This window comes from Caballeronia pedi, assembly GCF_001544915.2.
Taxonomy (GTDB): Bacteria; Pseudomonadota; Gammaproteobacteria; order Burkholderiales; family Burkholderiaceae; genus Caballeronia; species Caballeronia pedi.
In genome coordinates this window covers 90716-115029 of the sequence record NZ_FCOE02000013.1, presented here as the reverse complement: position 1 = coordinate 115029, position 24314 = coordinate 90716, and the positions used below count along the sequence as shown (strand labels likewise).

General features: G+C 60.3%; 23 protein-coding genes. 19 read left to right on the top strand and 4 right to left on the bottom strand.

The genetic code is table 11. From position 1 onward, the window contains the following. The first annotated feature begins 40 nt into the window (after nucleotides 1-40). From AWB80_RS20625 to AWB80_RS20565, 12 genes are all read left to right on the top strand, one after another. The gene (locus AWB80_RS20625) at nucleotides 41-304 is read left to right on the top strand and encodes a conjugal transfer protein (protein ID WP_061176596.1); all 264 of its coding nucleotides are present in this window, start codon (nucleotides 41-43) and stop codon (nucleotides 302-304) included. Next, complete coding sequence (locus AWB80_RS20620; protein ID WP_061176509.1) at nucleotides 298-2760, top strand: VirB4 family type IV secretion system protein; 2463 nt, start codon at nucleotides 298-300, stop codon at nucleotides 2758-2760. The genes AWB80_RS20625 and AWB80_RS20620 overlap by 7 nt, the downstream gene beginning before the upstream one ends. A 23-nt stretch (nucleotides 2761-2783) precedes the next feature. Then, nucleotides 2784-3551: a TrbJ/VirB5 family protein gene (locus AWB80_RS20615; protein WP_087131454.1), complete on the top strand. Its 768-nt coding sequence runs from the start codon at nucleotides 2784-2786 to the stop codon at nucleotides 3549-3551. Continuing rightward, on the top strand, nucleotides 3548-4609 hold the full coding sequence (locus tag AWB80_RS20610) for a TrbL/VirB6 family protein (protein ID WP_061176508.1): 1062 nt from the start codon (nucleotides 3548-3550) through the stop codon (nucleotides 4607-4609). The genes AWB80_RS20615 and AWB80_RS20610 overlap by 4 nt, the downstream gene beginning before the upstream one ends. Continuing rightward, complete coding sequence (locus AWB80_RS20605; protein ID WP_061176507.1) at nucleotides 4609-5979, top strand: TraI domain-containing protein; 1371 nt, start codon at nucleotides 4609-4611, stop codon at nucleotides 5977-5979. The genes AWB80_RS20610 and AWB80_RS20605 overlap by 1 nt, the downstream gene beginning before the upstream one ends. Continuing rightward, a complete protein-coding gene (gene traD / locus AWB80_RS20600; protein WP_061176506.1) occupies nucleotides 5976-7847 on the top strand; it encodes a conjugative transfer system coupling protein TraD in 1872 nt (623 codons plus the stop codon). Before AWB80_RS20605 ends, traD begins: the two co-directional genes overlap by 4 nt. Before the next feature lie 9 nt (nucleotides 7848-7856). Beyond that, nucleotides 7857-8375 (top strand): hypothetical protein, encoded by a 519-nt coding sequence (locus AWB80_RS20595; RefSeq protein WP_061176505.1) that lies wholly within the window; start codon nucleotides 7857-7859, stop codon nucleotides 8373-8375. Continuing rightward, the gene (locus tag AWB80_RS20590; protein ID WP_244206626.1) at nucleotides 8332-8586 is read left to right on the top strand and encodes a hypothetical protein; all 255 of its coding nucleotides are present in this window, start codon (nucleotides 8332-8334) and stop codon (nucleotides 8584-8586) included. The genes AWB80_RS20595 and AWB80_RS20590 overlap by 44 nt, the downstream gene beginning before the upstream one ends. Then, on the top strand, nucleotides 8579-9193 hold the full coding sequence (locus tag AWB80_RS20585) for an IncC plasmid conjugative DNA transfer DtrJ family protein (RefSeq protein ID WP_061176504.1): 615 nt from the start codon (nucleotides 8579-8581) through the stop codon (nucleotides 9191-9193). The genes AWB80_RS20590 and AWB80_RS20585 overlap by 8 nt, the downstream gene beginning before the upstream one ends. A 410-nt stretch (nucleotides 9194-9603) precedes the next feature. After that, nucleotides 9604-10440 (top strand): hypothetical protein, encoded by an 837-nt coding sequence (locus AWB80_RS20575; RefSeq protein ID WP_061176502.1) that lies wholly within the window; start codon nucleotides 9604-9606, stop codon nucleotides 10438-10440. 9 nt (nucleotides 10441-10449) lie between these two features. Beyond that, a complete protein-coding gene (locus tag AWB80_RS20570; RefSeq protein ID WP_061176501.1) occupies nucleotides 10450-12174 on the top strand; it encodes an ATP-dependent helicase in 1725 nt (574 codons plus the stop codon). Between the two features lie 108 nt (nucleotides 12175-12282). Continuing rightward, nucleotides 12283-12867: a hypothetical protein gene (locus AWB80_RS20565; protein ID WP_143328098.1), complete on the top strand. Its 585-nt coding sequence runs from the start codon at nucleotides 12283-12285 to the stop codon at nucleotides 12865-12867. Nucleotides 12868-13795: 928 nt separating this feature from the next. On the opposite strand, the gene AWB80_RS20560 is transcribed toward AWB80_RS20565, so the two are convergent. From AWB80_RS20560 to AWB80_RS20545, 4 genes are all read right to left on the bottom strand, one after another. After that, the gene (locus tag AWB80_RS20560; RefSeq protein WP_143328097.1) at nucleotides 13796-14005 is read right to left on the bottom strand and encodes a hypothetical protein; all 210 of its coding nucleotides are present in this window, start codon (nucleotides 14003-14005) and stop codon (nucleotides 13796-13798) included. A gap of 61 nt (nucleotides 14006-14066) precedes the next feature. Beyond that, nucleotides 14067-14519: a bactofilin family protein gene (locus AWB80_RS20555; protein WP_061176498.1), complete on the bottom strand. Its 453-nt coding sequence runs from the start codon at nucleotides 14517-14519 to the stop codon at nucleotides 14067-14069. Between the two features lie 12 nt (nucleotides 14520-14531). Beyond that, the gene (locus AWB80_RS20550; RefSeq protein ID WP_061176497.1) at nucleotides 14532-15395 is read right to left on the bottom strand and encodes a hypothetical protein; all 864 of its coding nucleotides are present in this window, start codon (nucleotides 15393-15395) and stop codon (nucleotides 14532-14534) included. Between the two features lie 95 nt (nucleotides 15396-15490). After that, complete coding sequence (locus AWB80_RS20545; RefSeq protein WP_061176496.1) at nucleotides 15491-16090, bottom strand: hypothetical protein; 600 nt, start codon at nucleotides 16088-16090, stop codon at nucleotides 15491-15493. A gap of 473 nt (nucleotides 16091-16563) precedes the next feature. Here AWB80_RS20545 and AWB80_RS44960 point away from each other — a divergent pair, with 473 nt between their 5' ends. The 7 genes from AWB80_RS44960 (at nucleotide 16564) to AWB80_RS20510 (ending at nucleotide 24299) form a co-directional block, all read left to right on the top strand. Beyond that, on the top strand, nucleotides 16564-17037 hold the full coding sequence (locus AWB80_RS44960) for a DUF7696 family protein (protein ID WP_244206625.1): 474 nt from the start codon (nucleotides 16564-16566) through the stop codon (nucleotides 17035-17037). Further along, nucleotides 17034-18362 carry a recombination directionality factor gene (locus AWB80_RS20535; protein ID WP_061176495.1) on the top strand — a complete coding sequence of 443 codons (1329 nt, stop codon included), beginning with the start codon at nucleotides 17034-17036 and terminating at the stop codon, nucleotides 18360-18362. The genes AWB80_RS44960 and AWB80_RS20535 overlap by 4 nt, the downstream gene beginning before the upstream one ends. A gap of 166 nt (nucleotides 18363-18528) precedes the next feature. Beyond that, nucleotides 18529-19011 (top strand): NADAR family protein, encoded by a 483-nt coding sequence (locus tag AWB80_RS20530; RefSeq protein WP_061176494.1) that lies wholly within the window; start codon nucleotides 18529-18531, stop codon nucleotides 19009-19011. Between the two features lie 84 nt (nucleotides 19012-19095). Next, nucleotides 19096-20523 carry a metallophosphoesterase family protein gene (locus AWB80_RS20525; protein ID WP_061176493.1) on the top strand — a complete coding sequence of 476 codons (1428 nt, stop codon included), beginning with the start codon at nucleotides 19096-19098 and terminating at the stop codon, nucleotides 20521-20523. Between the two features lie 163 nt (nucleotides 20524-20686). Continuing rightward, the gene (locus AWB80_RS20520) at nucleotides 20687-21298 is read left to right on the top strand and encodes a hypothetical protein (RefSeq protein WP_244206623.1); all 612 of its coding nucleotides are present in this window, start codon (nucleotides 20687-20689) and stop codon (nucleotides 21296-21298) included. Then, nucleotides 21286-23607 (top strand): nuclease SbcCD subunit C, encoded by a 2322-nt coding sequence (locus tag AWB80_RS20515; RefSeq protein ID WP_061176492.1) that lies wholly within the window; start codon nucleotides 21286-21288, stop codon nucleotides 23605-23607. Before AWB80_RS20520 ends, AWB80_RS20515 begins: the two co-directional genes overlap by 13 nt. Nucleotides 23608-23912: 305 nt before the next feature. Further along, a complete protein-coding gene (locus AWB80_RS20510) occupies nucleotides 23913-24299 on the top strand; it encodes a hypothetical protein (RefSeq protein WP_061176491.1) in 387 nt (128 codons plus the stop codon). Nucleotides 24300-24314: the final 15 nt, after the last annotated feature.

The following is a 24314-nucleotide window of genomic DNA, read 5'->3' as shown; positions in this document are numbered from 1 at the left end:
TCAACATAAAGTTAGTCGTGCGCTGTCTTTGCCTCGTCAGATGGGTGGCGCAGATCGTGGGCTCGCAATCTTCAATGGGACGATTACAGCGCTGCTCTGTTACACAAGCATGAGCATGGCTTTTTTAGGGCTCGGCGTAATCATGCATGTATTTCTGCGCTGGAAAAGCTCGACTGACCCGTGGTGGCGAATTGTCATGTTGGTCTATAACCGCTACCCGGACGTCTATGAGCCGGGCCCAAGCAGTCGGTTCAGTGCGCGCTTCAAACGTCCGTATGGGTTTGATCAGGACCTTCCATGCTGAAAATGATGTTCACCAAGCGCGCGGTGCAGGAGATCGCGCCGTGGGCGACGATGGTCACGCCCGAACTGGTGCTCAACAAGGACGGGTCGCTGCTGACCGTGTTCGAGTTCGAAGGCATCGACGCGGACTCGCCGAATCCCGGTGACATCACGGCCGCGCGCGACAACCTGGACCACGCATGCCGTAACTTTGACCACCGCGTCACTGCGTGGTGGCGCATGTCGCACCGGCGCGTGCGCGGTGGTATCGACGGCACGTTTGTGTCCGAGGCCGATGCGCGCGTCGACGCGATTAATCAGGCGATCATTGGCAGCGGCAAGTACTTTAAGAATTCGCACTCGCTCGCGCTCGCATTCACGCCTGAGACCGGCATCTCGCGGATCTTCGACAAGATCAGCTATCACATGACGGTGGGCGGCAAGAACCTGGCTGTGGCCATGTTCGAAGCGGCGAAAGACACGATACTCGCGCGCAGTGCGTTCGCGTTCGACCTGACCAAGATCCAGAACGAGATCAAGCGGTTCGAGTCGGTGATCGACGGCTTTGTCGGCGGCGTCACGCGCCTGAAGATGAAGCGGCTTCAGCTTCAGAACGTGCTCTCGTTCCTACATCAGCGAGCCAACCCGTCGACGCCAAAGCGCCGTGTGCGCTATCCAGTTACGATGCTGGACACCCATTTGACCGAGACCGAGGTCACGATCGGCGCGACCGAGCTGATGTTCGAATCGGCGCACGGCAGGGTGCACGCCCGTGTCATCGGCATCAAGGAGTGGATGGGCTTTCAGGAAGCGGCGCTCGACGTGCTCTCGCAGGTCGACGCGGAACTGGACGTCTGTGTGATGTTCCGATTCCTTGATAGCTCGCGGGCGAGCGCCTATATCAAGAAAATTCGCGGCTTTTACAAGGTCGCGTCCTTCAATCCCGTCGCGATCCTCAAGCAGTGGGCAACGAAGGAAGAGCAGAAAAACGACGAAGGCCGCGAGATTCTCGCGAAGGAAGCGGGCGACGCGCTTGCGAAGCTCGATGCGGAAGGCCAACAGTACGGCTTCGCGAATATTTCGGTGGTCGTCTATGGGAGCACGCCCGAGGAGTGCGAGGACGCGACCCGACAAGTGGTGGGTGTCATCGGCAACGCCGGCTTCGGCGTGATCCTGGAGAAGACGAACCTTTTTGCATCGTGGAGCGCGACGCTGCCGGGTCGCTGGGATCAGCAAAAGCGCCTGCAGTTCGTTGAGACGCCCGCCGTATCCGACATCGCGCCGCTGTGTAGCGTGGGTGAGGGATCGAAGGTCAACGAGTGGCTCACGCAGCAGTCTGGCTCTAAAACCGGGCCGCTCACCTGCCTGCCCACCCGCCATCGCACCCTCCAGTACTTCGACTTGCACCATCCGGGCGGCAAGGCGCACACGCTTGTCGTCGGTCCAATCGGCGCCGGTAAGTCGGTGTTCCTGAACTACCTGATGACACAGACGGGCCGCCACGGCGCGCGCCGCATCCGCTTTGACAAGGACCGCTCGACGCGCATCCCCACGCTGCTCGGCGGCGGCCGGTTCATCGATGCAACGGGACGCTTTGAGGCGGCGACCTCGGTCAACCCGCTTTCGCTCATTGGCGAAGAGAAGCACTGGTCGTACGTCGCCGACTGGGTGCAGCTTGCCATTGAGGGCGAGGAATATACCTGCACGCCGCAGCAGCAAACCGAGATTTACGACCGGATCAAGACCTTAGCGTTGGGCTTCCCCGCTGAGAAGTGGCGGTTGTCGAGCTTGATCACGCTGCTGCCCGCGGACCTGCGTGAGCGGCTGCAGGTTTGGACCGAGGGCAATAAAAACGGCAAGTTCTTCGACCATGCCGAAGACGGCTTCGCAATCTCCGATGATCTGTCGATCGAGATGGGCGACCTGTTCCAGAACTTCCCGGTTGCCGCTGCATTGTTCATGGACTACGCGTTCTACCGGATCGCGCAAATTCTCGACGGCAAGCGCTACACCGTGATCGAGATTGAGGAAGCGGGCTTCTTCTTCTCCTACCCGAAGTTCTATGCGCGCCTAGAAATCTGGGCGGTGACGATCCGAAAACTGAACGCAGCGCTGGTGATGGCGACGCAGTCTCTCGGGCAGCTTGCGCGCGTGCCGAACTTCGAGATTCTCAAAGAGAACATCCCCAACCTCATTTACCTGCCGAACAGCGACGCGACCAACAACCAAAGTTTGTACCGCGATGTGTTCGGCCTCACATCGCACCAGATCAAGATGATCTCGGGCGCAGTGCCCAACCGCGACTACCTATGGGTGACGTCCAAGCAGAGCCGGATGCTGCAGGCTCAGTTTCCAAAGGAAGCGCTTGCCTATCTCCGCTCGGACGGTCATGCGCAGGCGATCCTCGACAAGCACGTCAAGTCCGGCAGCCCACAGTGGCGGGAGGAGTACGTGCGCGACGTACTCATCAACGCTTAACGTTTTCTCTGCAAGGTACCGCCATGATGAAAAAATTGCTCCGCGGCATCGCCGCGACCGGTGTGTTGACGGTTGGTCTCGTCCAGCAAACCTACGCGAACATGCCTGTGTTCGACGCATCGAACTTCATTCAGAACACCATGACGGCGGCGGCCGCCGTGAAGGGTGAGGTGTATCAGGATTCGAACCTGGTCTATCAGTACCAGATGATGCTGAACCAGCTTAAGCAGGCGACCAATCTCAATCCGGCCGCGATGGTCGCGCAGTTCAACAGCATTAAGGACGATATTTCGGGCCTGACCAAGTACACCGACGCCCTAAAGGACCTGTACGGTGGACTGCAGAGTAATGCGGAGTACGCAAACAAGGTGCAGGCACTCATCACGCAGTCGGGAAAGACGCCCGACCAGTGGTTCACGGACCAAAACACGCTGCTGCAAAACAACGACAAGACGGCCAAGCAACTATTCCAGCAGGGTAACGATGTCATCTCGCATGTGGGCACGCTTGCCAAGCGGCGGCAGGAGATTCAGGACCAACTGAACATGTCGCCGACGATGGAAGCGACGGCGCAATTAACCACGCACATGCTCGACATCATTTCCAGCCAAAACAGCGACCTGCTTTCGCTGATGGCTGCGAAGCAGCGGAGTGACGCAGTCAAGGATTCGGCAACTGTCGCCGAGCAACAAGTTAACAACAATGCGCAAGCCGCGCTGAAGGCCAAGCAGGATCGCGAGCGCGCCGCGTTCGATGCGGCAATCGGCTCATCAACGAAGTTGGGGCAATGATGAACCGCAGAGTGATGCAGCTAGTACGCGCACTGCTTGTTTCGCTTGTCGTGGCGTTCACGGGCGCGGCGGGCACCTCATCGGCCGCGGTCGCGCAGACGACCAGCAGCACGAATTTAGCGACGACCGGTACGTCCGGCGCACCAGGCACGTCGACCACCAGTGGCTCCGCGAAGGGCAACGCCGTTGCAAGTAAAGACGGCGACTTCGCGGCCGGCGCGGCGAGCGCTGCCAGTCAGATCCATGTGTTGCTCGGCAATGTATTCAACACCGCAGTCACGGCGAGTGCAAACGTCATGGACGAAGCCAACAAGTTCGCATGGGGCCTCGGCGTGATCTCGCTGGTGCTGATGGGCGTTCGGTTCGCGGGCACGAATCACCCGATTTCGGCGTGGGTCGACTTGTTTGAGGAACTTGCGACGCTAGGTATCTTCGTGGCGCTGTACCTCGGCTATAGCACCTCGGCATCAGGGTTCTGGACCTGGTTCGAGCAGTTGGCCGCACACATTAGCGGGGGCGACAACGGATCGGTCGGCGCGGCGATGGCCAAGCTCGCAGGTGTCATGTTCGATGCCGTGAAAAGCAAGTTTTCGATCTTCGGGTTGATGGACCTCGGTGGGTCGCTGGCAGACGTTCTGATCTTGGTACTGTCGGCAGCCGCGATGTGCATCGCTTCCATTGTCTTCATTTTTTTCACGGCAATCGGTCAGGTACAGGCGGCCGTCGGCATTGTGCTGGGGCCTATCGCGATCGCACTTGGTTTCTCGTCGTACACCCGGAGCTATTTCAAGAAGTGGCTGGACTGGATGATTAGCGCCGGCATGTATGTGGTCATTGTTGCAATTTTGGTCAAACTTGTCGGAGAGTCGATCTCTTCGGCAATCACGAAAGCGACGCAGGTTGGCGGTACGACCACGATGAACGGCGCTTATGTCTTGGATCTCTCTGTGTTCGTGCTTCTGCTGTCGTTTGAGATCCCTAAGCTGGCGACGATCTTTGGCGGTGGCGCAACCGCGACCGGTACTGGTCCGCTCAAGCTTCTGAAGGGTGGGCTGTGATGAGCTTTCTGCACGAGCCGATCGCGGCCGAACAACTTTTTGCGAACCATCAAAAGCGTATCGAGCTGGTGCGGCAGTGTGCCAACGAAACCACCGAGGCCGAATTCGCGCGCAAATGGCTCGCAGTCCTTCGCCGCACGGCGACGTGGTTTTCGTCGATGCCGCTCACACCCGAGCTGCACTGTGAGCCGGGAGGTGCGTTTCGCGCGACCATTGAATCGACGTTTTACGCGATGCGGCTGGCGGGCGGGCAGAAATTCGCAGCGGATCTGACCTCTGACAAACGGCGCACGCTTGAGCCGCAGTACAACTACGCCGTGTTCCTCGCTACAGCTTGTTCGCTGCTTGATGAGCCGTTCCGACACTTCGAGTTCATCCGGCAGTCCGACCGGGCGACGTGGAATCCCGCGGCGGACGGCGCTTTCGTTGCCTGGATTGGCGCGGCACCGTATTCGGTCGTGCGCCGCGTGATGCCGCTCAAGAACGAACGGGTGCGTACCGCCATGATCGCGCAGACCGTTATCACGCCCGAACTGCTCGCGGGAATGGATACAGCGGTGCACTCCGACCTTTTCAACGCCATCAATCCGGAACGCAGCCCGCAAGGTTTCGAAGCACTGGTGCATAAGGTGGTACGTCAAGCGATGGACGTCGCGGTCGACTTCGAACGCAAGGCGCAACGGGCGGTGTTCGCTCCAGTGAAATTCGATGTGCCGTCGGCCGTTCACGTGGCGCTGGCGCTCGAGCCGCAGTTCGTTACGCCCGAGTCGGAGCCTACGCCCGCCGCCTCGCCAGAGGCAGCGGTCGCGACCCAGCCGGCTACCGCAGCAACGCCGCTCTCCGCCGCTGCGCCAGTCAACTCGCCGGCAATCGAGGTCCTGCCACAGAAGGCCGTCTCGGCCGCGCCCTCCAACGAGGCGCAAGTGGTGCCGAGTGCTGGCCCGCAGCTTTCGCAGCCGCTGCTCGACGCCTTAGCGGCGGCGGCCATCCCGCCAGCCACCGCAAACAATGCGACCGCGCCGCGGCCTGCGGCGGTTGATCCGGCGGCCGCCGGCGCTCAGTCGCGCAGCAACGCATCCCCATCGGGCCCAACTGATGAACAACTGAACGAGATTCTGGGTCCGGGCGCGGCCATGATGAAAGAGTTCTTCAAGGCGCTCGCGGGCGACGTGGCTTCCGGGAAAGCGAAAGTGGTCTGGGAGGGAAAGGGACTTGCCGTGCAGAAGCGCCTGGTGGGCGCCTATGGCATGACGAGTGACACGCTGGTGGAGCAACTCAAAAAGCGCAGCCTGCTGCTGCGCGCGCACGGCACTGACATCTGCATTGTCGAACGTGCCGGCAGACTCATTTCGGAGCGGTCCACCGCATGAAATACGTCAATCACTTTCGCCCGATCTACGAGTTCCGGCCGTTTCTGCTCTGGTCAGTGCTGATCGTCGGCATCCTCTTGTCCGGCATGCCATACGGCTGGGTGTTCTCGCTGGTGGGCGCGTTCATCCTGCTGGTCCGAGGCTTTCAGGTCTGGAAGGCGTTGAGCTTTCGCATGGCGATCTCGACGAAGTGGCTGAGCAAGATCCACATCGACAAGCTACTCGCGACACAGACGCTCATGAAGCAGCAGGCGGACTCGATGTATCTAGGCACCGGGTTTGAGTGGACGCAGAAGCACACGCAGATTGCGCACGAAATCCTTCGGATGCCGGTGACCGACATCCCGTCGCTGCCGAAGTGGCTGTCGAAAACGGAGGCCGGACGAAAGGTCGAAACCCGTATTGAGCAACTGTTTGGCCCTCGGGACAGCGTCCGCGACCGCATGCCCCAAGGCTCGTCGTGGATTCACGGCATGGAGCCGAAAAAGGTTCGTGTTCCGTTTCACTACAAGGCAATGGGCGGGCACACGCTCGTTGGTGGCACGACCGGCGCCGGGAAGACGCGCACTTACGAAGTCATCTCGACGCAGGTCATCCACAACCCTAACGACGTTTTGATCATCGTCGATCCGAAGAACGACGACGAGTGGAAAAAGCGCGTTGAGAAAGAATGCGCGCGCGCCGGGCGCAAATTCCTGTACTTCAATCAGGCCAAGCCGAACGAGTCGATCCGCCTCAATCCCCTTGAGAACTGGTCGCAGCCTTCGGAAATTCCCTCGCGGATTGCCCAGTTGATGGAGGAGGGACCCTTTCGGGACTTCGCTTTTCTGTTTATCGACCGCGCGGTGAAAGGCGAGCTATACGTTGGCGACAAGCCGAACCTGCGGTCGATCCTGAAGTACGCCCAGTCAGGCATCGGCACGCTGATGGAGCGGTGCCTGCGGCGCTTTTTCGTTGAAAACGGCCTGCCGAACTGGGAAGAGCTCACTGTCGCGGCGACGGTGAAGGATGCGCAGCGTCGCAACGACGTATCGCTCGCCGACGGCATGGCGAAGCTCTACCTGGAGCGGTTCGCGGCGCACGACCGTGGACACGAAACCATCGACGGACTGATCGCGACGCATACGCATGATCGCGAGCATTACATGCGCATCATCGCGTCGGCGTTGCCGCTGCTTCAGATGCTCGCGACCGGCGAGACGGGTTTGATGCTCGCGCCAAAGGCCGATGACTTCGAGGACGAGCGTGAGATCTGGGACATCGACAAGATCATCAAGCAGAAGGCGGTCCTTTATATGGGCCTCGATTCGCTGTCGAACAACATCGTGCAGAAAGCCATTGCCTCGATGGCGCTGTCGGATGTCGCCGCAGTGTGTGGCGCGATCTACAACTTCTACGCAGTGAAGCCGGATGTCGTGCTCATCATCGACGAGATCGCCGAGGCTATCAATGAGCAGGTGATTCAAATCCTGAACAAGGGGCGGGGTGCAGGCTTCAAGGCGTTCGTAGCCTTCCAGGCACGCGCAGACTTGGAAGCAAAACTCGGAAACGCTGCAAAAATGCTCCAGGTCTTGGGAAATCTCAATAACCAGCTCTGCTTAAGATTGGAAGATAGCGATACAGCAAAGTGGTTCTCGGACAAAGTCGGCGAGACGGCGATTCGAGTGGTCAATATCTCGAATAGCACCAACACGACGACCGAGGCCCATGCGCTCGAATTCAGCGGTTCTCAGTCTCGCTCAATCCAGCTAGAAAAGGTGCCGCTCATCCCCGTGAAGTTACTTCACAGCTTACCGAATTTGCAGTACTTCATGCGCATCTCAGGGGGGGCCGTGTATCAGGGTCGAATTCCCATTATCGAAGGCTAACTACACACTATGTCCGCTGCATATAAAAACATCGTTCGCGACCACAAGCTTTCGCACAGGCTTCTACAGGTCTTCAACGTCGCACCTGACCTGGAGCTTGCATGCTCGCGAGTGGCCGATTTTGTCGGTGAGCGGTTTATGGGAGACAAGAGGCCTCTGGCCGCTGAGATGATCGAATCTGCGCTTGACGGTTACAAGCGGGTCAAGCGCAAGGGCGACCCGCATATCGCTTTCATGCAAGGTCTGTTCGAACCGGCGAAGACGCTGTATGTCCGCCGTTATGTAGCTCGTTTCGGCGACAAGATCGCGGTCTGGTGCCCGATGGTCGAAGCCATTCCGACCTTCGAGGCTCGCTATTGCGAGTATCAGTTGGAGATGGTTGAGGAGCGTTGCCCCGACGAGATTACTGAGCGCACCGCAGCGTTTCAACTCGCCGCGCGTGTGCTGCATGGCGAGACCTTCCGCCGTTACTTTGAGGAATACGATGTCGCTCACCGTTACGACGATAGCGAAGCTGTCGGGAGTTAATTACCAAACGGCCAAGCGCGCATGTGACTTGGCCGGGGCATTCGATGGCGAGGTCCACGCCGAGCTGCCCGACGAATTCACCTACGGAGCGGGTGCACGCTGTTACGCCCTGGCGACAATAGCCGAGACCCGCATAGCGTTGTTTTGGGGCGGCCTCATTGCAATCGCGGCAGTACCGGTGCTTGCGCTCGTGAAGGTGCTGCATGGCTAGCCGCTTCGGATCGCACATCAAGATCTGGTTCTTGCTGGTCCCGGTGCTGGCCGTTGCCGTCATGCCCGCTATTCCCCAGTGCAGCCTGTTCGAGGTTCCGGAAGCTGAATCCATTTCGTTGGTCGGCTCAGTTGGGCAGGAACGAGCGGACGATGCCGTACGCCAAGCGAACGAGGCCTTCAGGCACGCGTTCGTCGACAACGGCCTCCTGCACCGCACGCTCAACGCTTCAGGCGACGTCCGCGGCCTGAACGACGGCGGATTTTCGAGCTTCGCTCACACGTGGACAGAGAACTTCTGGTTGCTCGTCTACCGGATGATGCTCCGCGCGATGGTGATGAAAATGTGGATCGTCGGGACCTTGCTGTTCGCGCTCGGAATGTTCGTTGACGGGACCGCTCGTCGGAAAATCAAAGCGTCGGCTGCCGGATTCGTCAGTCCCCTGTCATTCCACCTTGCGGGGCACGGTCTGCTCATCGTCACCGGAACGCTCTTCGGCGTGCTGGTCGTGCCTATCCCGGTGTTGGCAGGCTACTGGGTTGCCGTCGCAGCGCTGCTCGGAGCGTTCTTATGGAAGGCGGCGGAATCGTTTCAGTCGTTTAGATAGCAGTTCACGGGCGCGTAGGCGTGGAAAGAGATACGTTTTCGTGTCTCTTTTCGCGGATCGACAATTATCATGATAATCCCTACGGTGCCCGGACCCGGCTCCTGATGCCGGCGTGTCGCGCGGATCCCATTCCCCTTCTTCACCGCGCAGCGTGCGCTATCCACGTGCACGTCGTAGCCGCACGTGAAGTCCAAATCCCTCATGACGACCGCCGGCAGCCGCCATAAGTGGAAGCACACGCGGGTGTTTGCGTCGTGGCGGCCCGCCTTGTCCCGAAAGGCGCTCGAATTGGCCATTGTTTCAGGCGTTGCTCGGAGCATCAGCCCGTAACAATGGAAGGATAGGCAGCGCGTGCGCGCGCCTGAATCCCAACGACGAACGGACGAATGCGTCCAGATAGGAGAGGCGTAATGAGCACTGTGGTCGAATCCGGCAGTGAGGAAAAGGTCGCGCTGAGCGCACTTGAACAAGGCACGGTCGCGGTGCCGCTGACGACGGACGGGGCCTACGACGGCGAACTCGAGCGCGAGCTGACGCAGATGGAAGCAGACGCGGATCGCCTTCAGAAAGAAGGCGTGATCTCGCCCGACGACGCGCAGATGAAGCGCGAGGAAGTGGCCAAGACGCGCAGGCTATTCCGCGACCTGCCTGCCGCCGAGCGCATTTCCATCATCAAGCGCCGCCGCGAGATCGGTCGGCAGTTGTTGGATCGCCAGCTTTCCGGCGCGGCAGTCGTGACGGCGCGCGTGCGCCTGAACCATACGCGCCTGAAGCCTCTGTTCGAACAGTGGTGGCCGTACATCAACCGCATGAGCATCAACATGCAGCGCTTCGGCCGCTCCACGTTCGGGGAAAACGACAAGGAAGTCGTCAACAGCGCGCTCGAAAAGCTGCTGGCGGGCATCGAGAGCTACGTGGACGAGCAACTGCGCGTGGCCGACGGCTTCCGGCAGCAGAAAGAGGCGGCGCTTCGCGCCAATAAGGAATTCGTGTTCGAGCCGACCATTCCAATGCCAGCGATGGACATCGAGGTCGAGGCTTACTCGCGCTTCTCGATGCGCGTGCTGAGCGCCATCATGAAGTTTGATCGCGCGATGGATCACTTCGACTTTATGGTGTGGAACGGCATCCGCGATCAGTCCGACGTCGACGATGAGGCGGTCAACTTTCTCAAGCGCTTCAATCCGCTCGGCATTCGCGGGTACATGACGCACCTGAAGCTGATGACGACGGTCCGCGGCAACTAAGGAGACGCGATGCTGGACGAGCTCAATCCCCAGCAACGGGAAGTCGCCCAGTTGCGCCAGCATTGCGTGGCGATCGCCTGTCCGGGCGCGGGCAAGACGAAAACGATCGCCACGAAAGCAGCCCTGTTGCTGCAAGGCAGCGCAGCGACGGTCGGCGCCGTCACGTTCTCGAAAGACGCCGCGCTGGAATTACGCGAGCGTATCCTGGCTGCCGCCGGCGAGTCGGTAAAGAAGCGGCTGATCGCCGGTACCTTCCATTCGCTCGCCTTCAAGCAACTGAAGCGCCCCGGCGCTCGCGCGCTCGACATCGCGTCGGACGGAGATCGCCTGGGGTTGCTGATTCGCGTGATGCAGGAACTAGGCCGCGAGGGCAAAGCGGAAGACGCCATTCCAACGATAGAGAAGATCAAAACGAAGTTCGGCCGATGCGATCCGAACACGGACGACGGTGAGCTGTACCACGCCTACCAAGACGCGCTTGCCCGCAACGGCAAGATCGACTTTCAGGACATGCTGCGCCTCGCTGTCGAGGGGATGGAAAACGGCACCATCGCCCCATACGCGTTCACCTATCTGCTCGTTGACGAGTTTCAAGATACCGACCCGCTGCAATATCGGTGGATCGAGCTTCATGCAAAGGCGGGTTCGGTCGTGACCGTCGTAGGCGACGACGACCAGAGCATCTACGCGTTCCGTGAGGCGCTCGGTTATCGCGGCATGGAATCGTTTATCGAAGCGTTCGACGCGAAGCCCGTTGTACTCGGCAGCAACTATCGCTGTCGCGCGGAAATTCTCGGCGCGGCAGACCGAGTGATCCGCAATAACGTTGACCGAATTGCGAAGGTCCTGCGCGCCGAGAAGGGGCCGGGCGGACGCGTCCTCACATCGCGGCATCCAGACGAATACGAGGAGGCGACCGCAGCAGTCGAGGTGCTTGGTCCGCTGTTGGCGAAGGGGCAGTCGTGTGCCATTCTGGCGCGCACCAACCGCATTCTTGACCCGCTCGAATCGGTCTGCCGCTCTCACGGCATCAAATACTACCGCGCATCGGGTGCATCCGTCCTAAGCCGCCCCGAGGGCGCGCTTATGTGCAACTTGCTGGAGATCGTCGAGCGCATCAAGGACACGGGCCTTGATGCCGTTCTGGCACATCTGGGCCTCACCGCGCAGCAGTTGCGCGCATTGCACGCCGACATGGGCGCGGAGCTGACACAGAAGGGCCGCTCCGAGCTGGTCGAGTTGGGGCTACCGGAGGACGTCGCTACGAACTACCGTGAGTTCATGAAGCGGTTGGCGGAATGGCAAAGTCTGTGCGATCGGAAGTTTTATTCGCTGACGCTCTCGGGCGTCGCTGAGTGGATGCTGAAGTACGCGAAAAAGGATTCGGCAATCCGCGCCGTCGAGGCGACAAACGAAGTTCTCCGTCGCTTGTCGGGCAGCTTCGCTGAGCGGCTTCTTTTCTTGCGTCGGGATAATAACGAACCCACGCCCGGTGCGCTCATCCTCACGACAATGCACAGTTCGAAAGGGTTGGAGTGGGACCACGTCTGGATCGCGCGCAGTGAAGAGACAATCGTCCCGGATGCGAAGTCGACGGAACTGGAGGAGCGACGTCTGTTCTATGTCGCAATGACGCGCGCACGTGAATCCCTGATGATCTCGGGTACGTCAAAGAACTTCGAGTCGCGCTTTGTTGTTGAGGCTCAACTTCAGCCGATGGCCACAGCCGCCTGAGCCTATCTTCGGCGCGCTTGCTTGAAAGCGTTGCGTCGTCCGCCTATCCTTCAGATTTGCCTGGCGGCCAAGTCATGGCGCTTGTGGCACCTACTGAATGGAGACGCCATGCGCTCGATTCTGATTGCTTCCGTGCTCGCAACGCTTGCTTTGACCGCCCATGCGGGCGACGATGACGGCCAACACCACCGCGACAGGCACGTCCCAAAGGTGTTTGATGCGCAGGGTAGGGAGGTCGGACCACTCGAGTCCGATGCAGGCCAGAACGGCGTCTATATCGAGATCAACGGGGCAATCACGTTCGTCCCGATCGGTCGAGTCGGCACCGCCGAACGAGGTTCTGCCACGCAGTTTCAATGGGGATCGGACCGACCGATCCTCATCGGAACAGTCGCATACCCTTCTTCTGACTGCAGTGGGACGCCGGTCCTCATCTACTCGTTTGGCAGTGCGACGCAGGTCCTCCTCTACACGTCTGGGCCGCGCCCATCGATTGCGGTACGGCAGGGCGCCGATGTCACCGTGTATATCGCGAGCGACGCTGACTCAGGCCCGGTCAACGTTCAGTCGGCGCGTGGAAATCCAAATCCTTCGGAATGCACACGGTTCGTAGCCACCATCACGGCCTGGACGGTCGGTAGCTCATACGTGATCACTCAGCATCACCCGGAGCCGCTGACGATTCATTATTGATTGAGGCGCCGGTTCAGCAGGTTCCTGCGGCGGCTTGATAGGCTTCTCCCGGCCCTGAAGCGTCAACGCGGCCTTCCTAATCAATTTGCAGCGATCGCTGCAGACACTTTTTTAAGAAAGCAAGGCGTGCGCCAATGAACGAATGTTGCTATGGCTCACCGATGTCGGTAGCGGATCTCCGCGTTATCGCCTATAGCAAGGACTGGCACTCCCGCCTCGTGAGAGGAACCGCCCATGTCAACATTTCACCACGTCCTTGGCCTATGGTTAGCGCCGGACTTCTCCGCTGTGGAGCGCGGCGAGACGTTGCCCCCTCACCTTGATCATGACGCCATCGATCCGCGTGGCATCGCGGACTGGCTGGCCGAGTTCAACGACTGCGGCGAAGACGTCACTATCCGCGTCCCCAACGATGCCGTTGACCAGGTCACGGTTCAATTCCGACTGATGGGTCGCTCGTCAGGAAGTCCTCAGTGCGAAGATTTGCGGCCGAATTGCTGCACCTCGTTTAAACCTCGGCCGATTTGGACATGCGCGGGCCTTGGGCTAAGCTGCACGCGCTGCCTAATAGGGCGGAAAGCCCCGCCTCCCGTCCTGCTCATGTTTGTCGTCAGCGGAGCTCTCGACGCGGTCATGGTGTGGTCGCAGCAATTTCGGATGCGGCTGGGAATACGGGATGCAGATATCCTGAAGCAGATTTTTGGCAACGTTGAAGATGCTGACCATCCAAGGCAAACTGCCGAGCGGACTTGTAAAGTTCCTTGGCCGCACTTTCGCTATCCCGTACAAGCGCGAGTGTGTCGTCACTGGGCTCGCGAGTTCACCGGTGCCGTGTTGATTGGCGCTGCATCACATAGAAAAGCCCGCTATACGCGGGCTTCAGTCCATATCGGCAAGATAGCCGAACGCACAGTCTTACATCGTTCCTTCAACGTTTCGGCTCCAATGCCCGTTTGTACATTCCGACAGAACGGTAAGCAGGCCGGTTCCAATGTGGCGTACCGGCAGGCATCGCATGGCTATTCACCAGGCGCCCCATGTCGAGCATGCAAAAGCAGTGGCCTTCGAATGCGGCCTCTTGCGCGGCCTCGTTCCACGTCAAAGCGAGGAAGTCGAAGATAGGATCGATGGGTTTCACGGTCGCTTCCGCAGAGCTGACGTCACCCGTTATCGGCAATCAAACGCACTCATTTAGTCACTCACGCGATTACGCGCGAAATATCGGTTACGTTCGATTCAACTCGCTCGCCACTCGCGCTGTCCGAAGGGCGAGCGTCGGCGACTGCACCTTGCTTTTGCTCGGTCTGCGCTTCGATCGTGAGCATTCGCGCTACGCGTTTGAGGGTCCCGTTAAGCGCCGCACGCGGGCCGAGGCGGATGGTGCCGCAATAGAAGATGTCACCAGACACCTGGCCGTTGATCTCGAGGGAACCGCGCGCATGGACGTCGCCATCGACGCGCCCGTCGATGCGAACATGCTCGCCTTGTGCCGTTCCCTTGATGAGACCGCCCTCGCCAATATGCAGAAGACCTTGCGTCGAGATGATGCCGCCGTCGAGCAAGCCGAAGCACGAAATGCCGTGATCCACGACCATGTCGCCGGTGATAGCGCAGCCGCGCGCGATGAGCGTGATGTTGAGTTCCGCTTTCATGGTGTCGATTCCTTAAAACATTTGCACTTCGTTAGTCCCGGCGCGGCTCGGGGATGCCGGCTTTTTGCTTGCCGCTGAAACTGCGTCAGCTTCGCTTACCTGCTCTTCGCGCGAGCGCGAGTGATGGCGGCGGCTATGCGACTTAGCGGGCTCCGCGGCATTCGTTGGCGAGGTGTGATCTTGTACCGTGGCTTGTGCCACCGACTGCGTAGGCGGCACGGAAGCCGTTGGTGCAGCGGTGGAGACGGCAGTCGTCGTAGGTTTTAGCGGAGCCTGACCGGACGCGTCACTTTCGCGGCGCGATTGGCGAATAGGCGAGGCGGCCGCGCGTTGATCTTCGTTGGAAAGGGTAGCGGCGGGCTTCGCCGCAGGCGCCGCCGCGTTCACCGTTGGGCCGGTCGAGGTGCCCATCGAACTCTTGAATTGGTCAGCCGTCAGGCCGATCGGTGCAGCGGGAGCCAAGTCTTTCGCCGTTAGCATCGGCGCCATCGCCACCGGATGAGGCGGCTCAGCATCGATCGGACGCAACGCTGCGTCACTCGCGCGAGACTCCTTCTGTCCGGACTTGGACCCCGCCGACTGGGCCTGAGGAACGGGCTGTTCGTTAGCTGATTGTGCAGACGTTGCGTGGAGTGACTTGTAGAGCGAAGCCGCTCCCATGCCGGCCATCGCTACGACCGCGACGATTGCTACCGCAGCGACACTGCGACGAACGATAGGGGTACTCTTTGGAAGCTTCAGTTTGATCGCCGGTGACTTTGCCTTAGCGGTCGCGTCCGTCGGTGCAGGAAGTGCTGCAATCTGACGAGGCAGGTCGATCGTCATTGAGTCGGGTGCGAACTGTGCATGCAGTCGCTGGATATCGCGTAGGTCCATGTGTAGAGCCTCTCACCATTGAGTTCAGTCGAACTTCGCCTGCCCGGGTCGACGGCCCTGCCGTCGCTCCTGAGCAGTGGGATGCTTTCGGATGTTCAGTACGTGTCGCTGGAACCCGGGAGCAGTACGCCCTCCGGCGCGAAGCGGTCGTTGTCGGGGATGCAGAGGTAGGCGATCTTCTTGATGCGGGCCTTGCCGGCATCCAGGGCGCGTTGTCGGCTTTCAGCACCAATGGAGCGAGCGAGCAGAGCGCCCATGGTTTTCAAGAAAAGCTGGTCATAGATCGTGAGCAGGCGCACGAGCCGGCCCGACATCGCGTGTTTGATCTGCAGCGTGACCATTTCTGGGTACACTACTGTCTGGCGTTTGGGCAACTCGTCCGCCCACACCATCGCCTTCTTGAACCATGCCTCGGCAACACGGAACTCCGACTCGATAGCGAGCAACTTGCCGCCACGAGCAACAGTCATCTTCGCCGCAGCGAAATTGAAGTCCCCGCGCAAGAACTCACGCGCAAAGCGGGAGTGGTAGGGAAGCTCCGTCTGGGCAAGCGTATCGCCATTGATACGGGCAAGACGGCCATCACCGGTGAGCCTTTGAAGGGGGCGTAGGCCACTCTCTGCGGCGCTGTCGCCCGCGAGGGGCGCGGGCCGTTTAGGTTCTTCGTCGGGCGCTTCCATATCAATGACGGCCATATTTATGCTCGGTATGTCTGTGATCTCTCTCACATAAGATTTTCATTGTTTAGGCATGAGTCAAGGAGGCGAAAGCGATACGAATTTCGTGAGCTTTCGAGCGCCCGAGAGCGTCCATAACCCGGATACTCAACTCCATTCCCCGCGTCATTGACGCATCGACCTCGACTCCAAGCCCGGAGTCCATCTTCTTTCTGCAAGTCGTGCCCGCCTCGTTCGTTGGCATGCGCCGACCGGATAGCTACCGGTGTGGAAATCTTCCTTGTGCTGAGTGTGCTCGCTACACACTCCCCAATTTCAGCCGTAATACTCGTACCTTGGGCCGCATTCATTTGCGCCGGTACATCGTTCGAACCCGGAATACTCGGGTGGTCTCTCTCCAGCGCCTGATCTGGGTAGAACGATCGAAGTTGGCTGATCCGTGATTCCTGCGGCGGAAGTAATTCCGAAAAGGGCTGTTGCGCGGCGTGACCATGCTGCGCGAGAACGACTTTACGTTCTCTGATGAGCGACAACCGGCTAATGCCGGCCGCTCCCTGCTCGCCACGTCCCCGGAAGGGACGTGGCGCGTAGGTCTCGATTTCGATGTCACGAAGCTCGCCCCCTCACCGGAGCGGGCTTTTTTTTCGTCCGTCGCTTCTCGCGAGCCGGACCTTTCTCAACGGAGGTGCTGTTCTATGTTGTTGCCCGACCGCCTCAACCAGCGTATCGCCGAGGCCATCAAGCATCAAATCAATACCGAGCGCAAGGAGGCCGACACCACGTCTGCCGTTTGGCGCGCGCGCTGCGAGGTTGCTCAGGTCGCGATGTATGGCGATCGCGAGCGCTCTGTCTTCATCTCCCATATCAGCGAACGTCGCGGCAGTGCGGCAGCACGAGAGATGCGATCTCAGGCTGAAACGCTGCGGACTAACGCCATCTTCTTGCTCGCAAGGAAACCGTCATGAATGCAGTCGTTCAGATGTTCGATCACGCGCCGCGCAGTCTCGTTGAAGAACGAGCTATTCGCCCGCCCACGATCGGCAAGATTCGACCCGGTATCAAGGTACTCACGCGGGCGCACCAAGCCAACGAAAAAGCGGTCAAGCTCTATAACGACATGGTGGCCGCGGGCGAGTCGTATGAAGCGATCGGCAAGGTGCTCGAAACGTCGCTGAAGCTGCGCAACGCGCTCGTTCCGCGCAACGTCGACTACTTCGTCTGCAGACGCTCGGATTTCTCGAATCCAGACACGGCTGACGAGATCCTGCGGCTGTATGGCGAGGATCGTGGTCACGGTTTGCGGCTCTACCGCTTCCCGATCATGTTCGCGTTCGACGACTGGCTGCGCAACGTGCCGAATCAGATGGCCGCGTACACGACAGCCGGCCGACAGTACTTCTCGGAGTACGACCGCGACGGCAAGCGCTATTGCAAGACCTACGCGCCGGTCGAGCGCAACGCACGCGCACAGCGGGTACGGCGATCCTTCGGTGGGCGACTGGTCGTTCACCGGCAAGACGACGACATTCCCGATGGCGTCTGCGATCCTCACGTCTGTCCGCAGTATCAGGACCGCAAATGCAACCTGACCGCAAACTTCTTGTTTGCAGTTCCGGACGTGAAGGGACTTGGGCTGATCGAGTTGCCGACCAACTCCATCTACGTGCTGCAGAAAGCGTATTCGGCGATGCAGACCGTGGCATTGGCGCGGGGCAGGCTCACCGGCACGCGCTTCTGGCTCTCGAAGAAAGAGTTCGACATCACGCGGATTGACGACAACGGCCTGGCCGTGCGTCAGAAGCAGATGTTGACGGTGCTCGATGCCGACATTGACCTGGGCGCGCTGCTAGACGGCGCGGACGAGGCTCAACCGGCGCTCGATGCGGCTAGTCGTTCGGTGGCGCTGCTGGAGTCGGACGGAACGGTACGGTCGGCCGCCGATCCGGTTGCTCAGTCGGACGGGCAACCCGCCGGCTCAGAACAACCGGGCGCCGACGCATCGTCGGTCATTCACGATGAGGGTGGTCATGACGACGACTCGCCGGATCCCGACGAGACGCTGGAAGACAAGCGTCACCGAATGTCGGACCTGCTGCATCGTCTGGGCCTAAGTCAGCCGGAGCGGCAGAACGGCTTTCGCAAGTACGCGCACCAGACGTACGGTCGCGGCTGGATCGAACGCATTGCTGATGTCGATGCGATGAATGCGCGTCTTAAGAACGCGCTCGACGATCCCGCCTCGCTTGACGTCGAGATTCAGGACGCGATTGCGCAAGCTGCTTACGTGTAACCTTGGCCAGTCCCCGAATGGGGACTGGCATCCCTTCTTCCACGCCCGCGCATGAGAGCGTTTCAGCAAGAACCGCTTGCTCAAATGTTTTCGACCGCGCTGCACCTGCGCATCGAATTCGTCCGCCTCGGCGGCCCATCTACTTGTTCACGCGAAGGAGATTCCGATGCGTAGAGTCGGCAACTTCACGCTGTTCTTCGGCACGGAGGACGCTTTTTGTAACTGGCATCCGTGCCGGTTTACCTACCATGACGTCGATTTTGTCTCGGTAGAACAGTTCATGATGTTCTCCAAAGCCAAGCTGTTTGGCGACGAGGACATTGCTCAAGCTGTGCTCGCCACACACCTGCCGAAAGAGCAGAAAGGGCTCGGCCGCAAGGTCAGGGGCTTCGACCTCGATACGTGGAAGGCCAAGCGCGAGTCGATCGTCTATGTTGGGTGCCGTGAGAAGTTCACGCAGCATCCGGGGCTACGGACGCTGTTGCTCGCAACGGCACCGACCGAGCTTGTCGAAGCCAGTCCCTACGATCTGATCTGGGGCGTGAGCTTAGGCGAGCACCATCCTGACATCACTCACAAATCGAAGTGGCGTGGCCAGAACCTCCTTGGCCAAGCACCGATGAAAGTTCGCGACACGCTCAGTTCCTAAACGACCTTTCGAACGCGCCCTCGTGGTGCATTCGACATCCATTGGCTGCCTTCGGGTGGCCTTTTTCATTTCTAGGAGGCGACTTTGAAAATCGCTCATTTTTCTGACTTGCATTACGCACCGGGAAACGTCGAAGAGGCGGACCGGTGTTTTGGCTTTGCCATCGACCACGCCGTTCTCGCGCACTCCGATGTTGCGGTGATCTCCGGCGACGCGACGGACCATCGCCTCGACGCCCATGCCCCTTCGTTGAACCGGCTAGCGCGGCGCATCAATGGGCTGAGTGGCAGCATGCCGGTCGTGATGCTGCAGGGCACGTTCTCACATGAGCCGCCGGGCACGCTACGCAATTTCGAATTGATGGCAACGAGGCATCAGATCTATGTTGCGGAACGTGTCCAGCAGGTGAGCCTACATGAAGGGCGGTTCTATCCATCGAGCGGCCCGGTGTACTCCGACGAGGAGCTACGCGAGGTGCTCGCGATCGGCGCCGATGTCGTGTTCACCTGCTTGCCCACGGTCAACAAGGGGCAACTGGCTGCCGCCGTTGGTGCCAAGGAAGCCGGGACGGGTCTTGAAGCCTTGCTAGGTGACTATCTGGCCGCCGCAGGGCGCATCAACCAACAGCTTCGAGCCGCGGGAATTCGAACTGTCGGCGTCTCCCACGGCACGGTCAACGGTTGTACCACCGGGCACGGCGTGACGATGGCGGGATTCGACCACGAATTTTCGCTTGGCAATCTGTTCGAGGCTGAATGCGATGCCTTCATGCTCGGGCACATCCACAAGGCGCAGCAGTGGGAGCGAGCGGGGCGCGTCGTGGCCTATCCCGGTTCCATCGGGCGGTTCCACTACGACGAGGAAGGCGACAAGGGCTTTCTCATGTGGAATGTCGAGGTGGGCAGCGCGCAAGCCGATCTGGTCGTGACGCCGTCCCGGCAGACGATCTGCGTCGACTTTGACGGGCCGCCCGACATGCAGCGCCTGACGGCAATCGCGCTCGACGCGACCGACAAGTTCGTGCGAATTCGTTGGCAGGTCGACGAAGAGCACAAGCAGTCAGTGGACCGGGACGCGATCGCGGCGCTGTTTGGCAACGCGGCCGAGCTGAAGGTCGAAGCTCGCATTCTTCCCGTGGTCCGCTCACGCGCCCAAGGCATTAGCCTCGAGACGTCGATTGATCGAAAGCTCGAACGCTGGTGTGAGCACACTGCGGTTGATCCGGTGCCCTTGCTTGACCGGCTGCAGTCGCTGGAAACGGGGGACGCGGAGGCAATCGCTGCTGGCGTGCTGGCTCGACTGAGCGATGCAGACCCGGCGCATCCGTTCGCAAATGACGGGCTGCCCGCATTCTCGAGCCTGCCCGAGCCTGTGCCGGTCGCTGTCCAAGAAGGTCAGAGTGACGACGCTAGAGACGATGCATTGCCAATGCCCGATGCGACGGTGGAAATCGTCGAGTCGGCTACGGCAGGTCAGCTTTCGTGGCTCAACGATGATTTGTTCGCGGCTTAATTTGCAAATGAGGTAGCCGCGCATGCAGGGGAGGCCAGTACGGCTCCTTTGCCTGAACACGCAAGCCGTGTTCCGATAGCCGACATCGTTGCTATCGAAACATAGGTTTCACCGCGTCTTTGACGCATCGACTAGTAGTGGCAGGACCTTTCTCTAGCAGTTCATGTCTTCTTTCACCCTGGCGGGGAGCGATCCCTACCGGGGCCGCATTCCGCCCACCATAACGGAGTGCATCATGTTTGGTCTTTATCCCGCTGGCCCGAACTGGGTTCGCACCTTTGCGTTGGGCCACTGCTCATCGCGTGACCTTCAAAAGTCGTTAGTCGATTTGGCCGGCTTCACCGCTGCGATTCAGCATCAGCCGTTCGGTCAAGACCGCGGTGCGGTACTGGCGCAGTTCGGTCAGACGCTGCTGCTGCTCGCCACGACGCCCGGCGCGTGCGAGGTTGCTGTCACGCCGACGGTTGAGATGCAGCACCTTCTGTGGTCGTATCAGGAAGGGTATGCGAGCCAGTGGTCGGCTGCCGAGATCCGCAGGCTCACCGGGCACAGCGGCTGGTCGGAGCTTCTCACGAACGCGCGCCGCGAGTTCAGTAGAGTCTGCGATCAGGTAGCTGCCGCGCTCGACGGGACGCTTCAGGCGCTACCCCGTGCCATTGCGTCTGCTGACCTGAACGAGCCGTTTCCCAACGAGGACGACGACGCGTTCTACTCGCAGATGGCAGCGATGTCCGTCTCGATGAGCGTGTCGGAGGACCTGTCATGCGGCCTCTGAAACTGACACTGGAAGGCTTCGTTGGCGTGCGCGATGGCATGAAACGCGACAGTGTGACGCTCGATCTGGAAGCGTTGCCGGATGGCCTGATCGCCTTGACCGGCCCTAACGGGGCGGGCAAGACAACGATCATGGACAACTTGCACCCATATCCGATCATGCCGTCGCGTGCGTCGAAGCTGTCGGTCGATGCTTTCTCGTACTGGGATCACATCTGTGGCACCAGTGCATTGAAGGAACTCGAATGGGAGCACGATGGCATCCGCTATCGCTCGTCCTTTACGTTTCGCAAGCCCGGCAAGACAGGCAAGGCGGAGTACTACCTTGCCTATCGCGGCGTCGACGGTACTTGGCGCCCGGTGTCGCTGCCTGACGGAACGGTGTCGGACGGCAAGGCGGAGTCGTATAACCGCTGTGTCGAGGCGATCAACGGTTCGTTGGAAACGTTCTTCACGAGCGTGTTCTCGGCTCAAAACCGGCGGCCGCTCGCGTCCTACGGTGCGGGCGAGATCAAGACGCTGCTGGCCGAACTCCTTGGCATCGACCACCTGAAGGCATTGTCGGCGAAAGCCGCTGATGTCGCGAAGGTGCTCGGCAAGTCGCTCGAAGGCATCCAGTCTGAGCTTGGTGCGCTAGCCGGAAAGCGGCAACGTAAAGCCGACGCTGAGCAGTCGATCGTCGCGCACGGCAACACCCTGCGTGCCGCTCGGGAGCAACGCGATGCCGCGCATGAGCAAGCGAGCAAGCTGGCTCAGGAGCGGGCGACGCTTGCGGCGAAGCAGACTGAATCTGCGACGACCGAGGCCCGCCTGCGAGAGCTGGGCGTACGCCGAGACGAGTTGGGGCGTGCCCTGAAAAGCGCGGCCGACGACGAGCAAGCAGCAGCGGTTCGTTGTCAGCAGCGCGCTTCCGTGCTGAGTCGAACCGTGGCCACGCACCAAGCAATGCTGGCTCGCCGCGAGGCGATCATGGGTGCGGCGGCTAAGCGCGAGGAGGCCGAGTTGGCGATTCGGCGCGAGGAAGCGAGGTTTGCTCCCCTGCAGCGCGACATTGCCGATTTGGAGGTCAAACGCGCGACGTTGACCACGCTCGATGCGACGCTTACCAGCTTAATGAACCAGGGCACGACGAAAGCCGCGCACTTCGAGACGCTGAGTAAGCAGGCGGCCGTGGCTGAGCAGGTGCCGTGTGTCGGTCATTCGATACATGCGCAGTGTCCGCTGCTCGCACAAGCCTTTCAGGCGAACGAGCAAGCGGAAGCGCAGCGTATTTCGGTGGCGAGTCTTCGCGCGGAGTATCGCGAGAAGAGAGCGCAGGCCGAAGCCCTGGCTCGCGTGCCGGCCGAGTTGGCGGCAAAGCGTGTCGAGATGCTGGCCATCACCGATGCCGCCGCGCAGCTTCGCCGTGCACTGCAGGCAGCCGCCGAGCTTGCTGCGACGAAGCCATTGCTTGATGCCTCCGTGGCGGGACTCGAAGCGGCGCAAACCGAGTTGCGTTCGATCGCTGAGGAGAGTACGGCACGCACCGCCAAGTACCAGTCTGAGAAGACGCGTACAGAAGCAGAGCTTGCTCGTATTACCGAGGAGGTCGGGCGACTGGCCGCTGTCGACGTTAGCGCTGTGATTGCAAAGCTGGATCGCGACATCGCACTGAACCGCGAGACTGTCGCGGCACTTGATGGTCGGATCGAGCAATCCATTCGCTCACAAAGCGTGTTGCAGGCCGAAGCGGAAGCCCTGGCTGTGGAGTTGGAGAAGTTCACGGCCACGCAGTCGCGTGCCGAACGCCTCTCCGACGAGATCGCGCAATGGAAGCTGCTGGCCAAGGGCTTGGGCAACGACGGCGTGATCGCGTTGACCATCGATGACGCGGGGCCGGCGCTGACGCACACCGTCAACGAGCTATTGCTCGCGTGCTACGGCATGCGCTTCACCGTTGAGATCCGCACGCAGCGCACGCTCGCAAGCGGTGAATTGCGCGAAGGCTTCGAGATCCTCGTTCACGACGCCGAGTCCGACAGCAGCAAGTCGGTCTCCGTTATGTCCGGCGGTCAGAAGGTCTGGATAAACGAGTGTCTCACGCGGGGCATCGCGCTCTATCTCGCGCAGAACATCGGTCAGCCGTATCAGACCTTGTTCAGCGACGAGTCAGACGGCCCGCTCGATCCCGAGCGCAAAGTGCAGTTCATGCGAATGAAGCGGGAGGTGTTGCGCCAAGGCGGGTATCAGCGGGAGTTCTTCATCTCGCAGACGCCCGACCTTGTCGCTGAGGCCGACGCCGTCATTGACGTTCAGTCGCTTGCCGCCTGATTCCTTATCTACCCTTGTGGGGAGTCGCCCCACAAGGGCGCTCCCGCTTCCCTCTCTTTCTCGCGCCTTTCGGCGCTATCCACTATGGCAAACCTTTTAATGCTGCTGCTCGCGGCAGCCGGCAGTCCGTCTCACGCAAACGTGGTGCCTCACCAGCCTCCAGCGCAGCAAGCCGCACCGGCTACTGCTCAGTCGCAGCCGCCGCGCGCGCCGTACCTGCGTCGCGCGGCAGCGTTCGATACCGGCCGTTTCCATCGCATCTGACACAGCAGCTCATTTCTTTTGAATTTTGACTGGAGACTTCCATGACCTATTCCTGCACTGATTTCGTCGACGACGTTCTTAACGACATGGTGATCCGAAGCTGGATCAAGCCCGAGCAGTACGGGGCCGACGACCCGCAAGCTCAATGCAATGCGGTGCTGGGCGCGATCAACGATGCTGATGTGTCGCTGCGCTTCGCCGCTGACGCGAAGCAGTTTCATGCGGAACTGCTCGATTCCGTCGAAACGCTGACCGGCATCGCCGAACAGCACGGCGCGCTTGCCCTCGCGAATGTCGCCTATCTCCAGACGGCGATCTTGAAGGGCGGTGTGATCGAGCTCACGCGCGAAGAAGCGGTTGAGTTCTCGTTCGTCAGAGACCTGCCTTCGGGCGGTCGCTGGTGGCAGAGCGTCAAGCTGATCGACTGAGCAGCGGCTGTTTGC

Bases quoted from the DNA above. Each gene is read 5' to 3' on its own strand.
- AWB80_RS20520 (WP_244206623.1), top strand. From the start codon at position 20,687: ATGTCTTCTTTCACCCTGGCGGGGAGCGATCCCTACCGGGGCCGCATT.
- AWB80_RS20605 (WP_061176507.1), top strand. From the start codon at position 4,609: ATGAGCTTTCTGCACGAGCCGATCGCGGCCGAACAACTTTTTGCGAAC.
- AWB80_RS20575 (WP_061176502.1), top strand. From the start codon at position 9,604: ATGAGCACTGTGGTCGAATCCGGCAGTGAGGAAAAGGTCGCGCTGAGC.
- AWB80_RS20530 (WP_061176494.1), top strand. From the start codon at position 18,529: ATGCGTAGAGTCGGCAACTTCACGCTGTTCTTCGGCACGGAGGACGCT.
- AWB80_RS20595 (WP_061176505.1), top strand. From the start codon at position 7,857: ATGTCCGCTGCATATAAAAACATCGTTCGCGACCACAAGCTTTCGCAC.
- AWB80_RS20510 (WP_061176491.1), top strand. From the start codon at position 23,913: ATGACCTATTCCTGCACTGATTTCGTCGACGACGTTCTTAACGACATG.
- AWB80_RS20535 (WP_061176495.1), top strand. From the start codon at position 17,034: ATGAATGCAGTCGTTCAGATGTTCGATCACGCGCCGCGCAGTCTCGTT.
- AWB80_RS20545 (WP_061176496.1), bottom strand. From the start codon at position 16,090: ATGGCCGTCATTGATATGGAAGCGCCCGACGAAGAACCTAAACGGCCC.
- AWB80_RS20610 (WP_061176508.1), top strand. From the start codon at position 3,548: ATGATGAACCGCAGAGTGATGCAGCTAGTACGCGCACTGCTTGTTTCG.
- AWB80_RS20625 (WP_061176596.1), top strand. From the start codon at position 41: ATGGGTGGCGCAGATCGTGGGCTCGCAATCTTCAATGGGACGATTACA.
- AWB80_RS20515 (WP_061176492.1), top strand. From the start codon at position 21,286: ATGCGGCCTCTGAAACTGACACTGGAAGGCTTCGTTGGCGTGCGCGAT.
- AWB80_RS20550 (WP_061176497.1), bottom strand. From the start codon at position 15,395: ATGGACCTACGCGATATCCAGCGACTGCATGCACAGTTCGCACCCGAC.
- AWB80_RS20565 (WP_143328098.1), top strand. From the start codon at position 12,283: ATGCGCTCGATTCTGATTGCTTCCGTGCTCGCAACGCTTGCTTTGACC.
- AWB80_RS20590 (WP_244206626.1), top strand. From the start codon at position 8,332: ATGTCGCTCACCGTTACGACGATAGCGAAGCTGTCGGGAGTTAATTAC.
- AWB80_RS44960 (WP_244206625.1), top strand. From the start codon at position 16,564: ATGCTGCGCGAGAACGACTTTACGTTCTCTGATGAGCGACAACCGGCT.
- traD (WP_061176506.1), top strand. From the start codon at position 5,976: ATGAAATACGTCAATCACTTTCGCCCGATCTACGAGTTCCGGCCGTTT.
- AWB80_RS20620 (WP_061176509.1), top strand. From the start codon at position 298: ATGCTGAAAATGATGTTCACCAAGCGCGCGGTGCAGGAGATCGCGCCG.
- AWB80_RS20570 (WP_061176501.1), top strand. From the start codon at position 10,450: ATGCTGGACGAGCTCAATCCCCAGCAACGGGAAGTCGCCCAGTTGCGC.
- AWB80_RS20585 (WP_061176504.1), top strand. From the start codon at position 8,579: ATGGCTAGCCGCTTCGGATCGCACATCAAGATCTGGTTCTTGCTGGTC.
- AWB80_RS20615 (WP_087131454.1), top strand. From the start codon at position 2,784: ATGATGAAAAAATTGCTCCGCGGCATCGCCGCGACCGGTGTGTTGACG.
- AWB80_RS20555 (WP_061176498.1), bottom strand. From the start codon at position 14,519: ATGAAAGCGGAACTCAACATCACGCTCATCGCGCGCGGCTGCGCTATC.